We start from the raw sequence: 4,325 nt of genomic DNA, 5'->3' as shown, positions 1-4,325 counted from the left end.
CCCCAATTCCTGTTGACCAGTGTACATGTTGTCAATATACCACAAACCTGCAATGTTATCACCAGTATAAGTCACATCAACAGCCAACGCAAAGGCACTACCAACAACAATAAAGCTAGCCACCATTCCCAATAACAAGCTCTTTAAAAATTTGTTCATAAAAATTCTCCTTTTTCCAAAGGCGACCCGGCCATCTCCCATCGAGATCCGTTGGTTTTCCGTCCCTGATTCACATCAGGTTTGGCTTTTCATGGTTAATAATTATTTGTTTCAATATTTGTTACTGCAACCATGGTGCCACAATTTAAAATAGTTGTTTATTTTTTCTTATCAAAGCAAAAATAAACATGGATAAGCCCAACACACCTGTTGAATTTTTAATTTTAAATTTTAAATTATTAATGATGCCCAATGAAAAGTTTAACATTTTGTCAATGATCCTGAAGAAACTATGTAAAGTTTTACATAAAATTATGTAAAACTTTACATAGTTTAGGGTAATTTATTTCACAATTTCTGTTTAGCAGGTAAAGGAAAAATCTTGACTAAAAACTGATATCCTTTATAAAGAAAGGCACCCCTTACATATTACCTTAAAGAAATAATAAGAGATCATTATGTGCGGAATTGCAGGAATAATAAATTATCGATCATCTGAAAACAAAAAAACTCTTCTTTTAAAAATGTCAGAATTTCAGCGCCACAGAGGCCCTGATGCTTTTGGAACTTATATCCATGGACCTGCCGGACTTGCTCACACCCGTCTAAGCATCATTGATCTTAACAGCGGTGATCAACCCATTCACAATGAAAATAAATCCATATGGATTATCTTTAATGGAGAGATTTTCAATTATCCTGAGCTTAGAAAACAACTACAATCAAAAGGCCATAAATTTTATACAAAATCCGATACAGAGGTGATTATCCATTTGTATGAAGAATTCGGCACTAGTCTATTTGAACATCTAAATGGTCAATTTGCCTTTGCAATATGGGATCTGAACAAAGAAGAACTTTTGCTTGGCCGTGATAGTATGGGCATAAGCCCCCTGTTTTACCATCACAATCATCACCGCCTTGTCTTTGCCTCGGAAATCAAAGCCCTATTTGCAGATAATACCATTCCAAGACAGATTGATCCCCAAAATCTATCTGATATCTTTACCTGCTGGTCAACCTTTGGCGATCAAACCTGTTTTAAAGATATTTTCCAGATCCCGCCCGGACATTATGCACGCTTTTCAACAAAGGGCCTTGAAATAAAACAATACTGGGAATTACCCTTTGGAAAAAGATCTTATCAGGAACGTCCTGTTTCAGACTGGGCAGGCGACCTTAATCAAATTCTTCTGGATGCCACCCGTATCAGACTCCGGGCGGATGTCCCCGTGGGAGCATATCTCAGCGGCGGCATTGACAGCACCTATACCAGTTCTTTGGTGAAAAATAATTTTAATAACAAATTGTGCACCTTTTCCGTGGGATTTTCCGACAAGCAATTTGATGAATCCCATTTTCAGAAAACCGCAGTTGACTATCTGGGCACAGATCATAAAACCATATCCTGCTCTTACAATGATATTGGCAAGATCTTTCCCAGGGTTATCTGGCATACGGAAACCCCCATCATCAGAACAGCCCCTGCCCCGCTCATGCTCTTGTCGCAACTTGTACGCGAAAGCAATTTTAAAGTGGTTTTAACCGGAGAAGGTGCAGATGAAATATTTGCCGGATACAATATTTTTAAAGAGGACAAGGTCCGCCGATTCTGGGCCAAAAATCCAAATTCCAAAATACGTCCCAGACTGCTTGAAAAACTCTACCCCTATATTTTTTCTCAAAACAATTCAAGGGCTGTCAAGTTTTTAGAACTTTTCTTTAAAAAAGGAATGATGGATTTAGACTCTCCCGTGTATTCACATATGCTCAGATGGGATAATACTTCCCATTTGAAACAATTTTTCTCCAAAGATCTGAAAAATCAGACATCTGATCTGGATGATTTCACCAACCGGTATATTAAAACCCTGCCGGATGATTTTATGTCCTGGGACTCTTTATCAAGAGCCCAGTTTATTGAAAACAAAGTTTTTATGTCAAACTATCTGTTATCTTCCCAGGGAGATAGGATGGCCATGGCCAATTCCATTGAAGGACGATACCCGTTTCTGGATCACAGGGTAATTGAATTTGCAGCCAAGCTGCCGCCCCATATCCGGATGAACGGCATGACGGAAAAATATATTCTTAAAAAAGCTGCAAAGGGCAAAATCCCGTCCGAGTTGATCAACAGACCCAAGCAACCATACCGTGCCCCCATCAGCCAGGCATTTCTGGGTGAAACCTACCATGAATATGTACATGAATTATTGTCGGAAAAAACCATCCGGGAATATGGCTATTTTGATCCCCAAAAAACAACTCGCTTGTTGCAAAAATGCCAACAGCAAAAAGGAACGCTTTTAAGCGAACGGGAAAATATGGCACTTGTCGGCATATTATCAACTCAACTTCTGGACTTTCACTTTATTAAAAATCTATCAAATTAAAAACTTAAAACCAAAAGCTCAAAATTTATTAAATTGACATACTTTGATCCATACATTATTACATTATCTAAACATCGTTACCAATAAGGAGGAATCTTGACTTTGAATGATCTGAATATTCCAGAAAAAATCTGTCAACAATGCATCCTTCCGGGAACATTCCCCGGTATTAAATTCAATAACAGCGGCATATGCAAATATTGCCAGAAAGAGTCCCTCTCCAAACAGACAAAAGTGATTAAAAAAAAATCTGACTACCGAGATCGCCTGGACTCGCTCATCAAAGATATCCAGGGAACCGCACCCGCATATGATATTATTGTGGCATTCAGCGGAGGAAAGGATTCATCCTATACCTTAAAACTTCTCAAAGACTATTATGATCTTAGAATTATTGCCCTGACCTTTGACAATCATTTTGTATCACCGGTTGCATTTGACAACATCAAAAATGTCACTGACAAGCTGAAAGTGGATTCATTAATTATCAGACCGCCATGGTCTGTATTAAATGAGATATTTTCTTTGACTTCCAAAAAGGATATTTTTTCAAAACCAACCTTATTAAGGGCATCCAGTATCTGTACCGCCTGTATCGGCATGGTAAAAAGTATTGTTTTAAAAACCGCCCTTGAAATGTCCATTCCCCTTGTTGGATTTGGCTGGTCACCCGGTCAGGCACCCATTCAATCCGCCATTTTAAAAACCAATCCTTCCCTGATCAAACCCAATCAGGAGGCTCTTAAAAAAGCATATCCCCAGGATTTATTAGCCACATTAAATTCCTATTTTGTTCCTCAAACATACTTTGAAAAATTTAAAGACAGCTTTCCCCATAATATTCATCCTTTAGCCTTTTTTGACTATGATGAAGAAAAAATCAAACAGGAACTCAGAAGTATTGGATGGCAGGCGCCGGAAGATACAGATACCAATTCATCCAATTGCCTGATTAATGCCTTTGCAAACAAATGCCATATTTCCCGTCATGGATTCCATCCCTATGTCTGGGAAATTGCCAATATGGTCAGACAGGGTATCATGACCCGGGATGAAGGATTAATAAAAATTTATACTGAACAGAATACTAAAATGGTAGCTTATGCAGAGGAGAAATTGACCTGATGGGGAAAAAAAATAAGATTAAAGCCTTTATTATAGAAAATTTTTTATTTGGAGAAGACAATGATTTAAAAGATGATACATCCTTTTTAGAAGAAGGAATTATTGATTCTACAGGAGTCCTGGAATTAGTTGAATATCTTGAAGAAGAATTTGATATTGAAATAGATGACGAGGATATGATCCCGGAAAACCTGGATTCTTTAAATAACCTGGAACAATTTCTTAAAAAATTATTAAAGGCTTCATGATACACCATTTTCTTGAAAACAGTGCTGCTGTTTATCCCAACAAAACAGCAGTCCTATCGGAAAAAGAACATTATACCTATTCCCAAATCAATTCAGATGCAAACAAACTTGCCCGGCTTCTGCTGAATCACAATATCACAGATCAAGATATTGTCGTACTGATCATGGACAATAGCATTGAATATATTATCAGCTATTATGCTGTCCTGAAAACCGGTGCGACAATAGTACCGTTCAGCAATGACCTTAAGCCTGATAGTATCAATCACCTTCTAAAAGAACTTGAGGCCAAGGCTATCATTACTTCAAAAAAATTTGAACGATTGCTAAAGGCGTGTGATTTAAACTTATCTACTCTACAGGTAATGATTATTAAAGATATCAGCAAATCCTTCAAAAT

4 protein-coding genes and 1 riboswitch are annotated in these 4,325 nt (G+C 37.6%); all 4 genes read left to right on the top strand.

The window, feature by feature from the left end; genetic code table 11:
* Window positions 1-177: 177 nt before the first annotated feature.
* Window positions 178-255, bottom strand: a riboswitch (cyclic di-GMP riboswitch).
* A 362-nt stretch (window positions 256-617) separates the two neighbouring features.
* A complete protein-coding gene (asnB, locus tag K8S13_RS21865) occupies window positions 618-2,552 on the top strand; it encodes an asparagine synthase (glutamine-hydrolyzing) (RefSeq protein ID WP_291465845.1) in 1,935 nt (644 codons plus the stop codon).
* 96 nt (window positions 2,553-2,648) lie between these two features.
* Complete coding sequence (locus tag K8S13_RS21860) at window positions 2,649-3,677, top strand: hypothetical protein (protein WP_291465844.1); 1,029 nt, start codon at window positions 2,649-2,651, stop codon at window positions 3,675-3,677.
* The gene (locus tag K8S13_RS21855; protein ID WP_291465843.1) at window positions 3,677-3,925 is read left to right on the top strand and encodes a phosphopantetheine-binding protein; all 249 of its coding nucleotides are present in this window, start codon (window positions 3,677-3,679) and stop codon (window positions 3,923-3,925) included. Before K8S13_RS21860 ends, K8S13_RS21855 begins: the two co-directional genes overlap by 1 nt.
* Window positions 3,922-4,325, top strand: a 404-nt coding sequence (locus K8S13_RS21850) for an AMP-binding protein (RefSeq protein ID WP_291465842.1), incomplete at its 3' end; no start/stop codon positions are given. The genes K8S13_RS21855 and K8S13_RS21850, both read left to right, overlap by 4 nt.

The organism is Desulfobacula sp., assembly GCF_021107415.1.
Note: the sequence above shows the minus strand (reverse complement) of the source record. Positions and strands in the feature narration are given on the sequence as shown.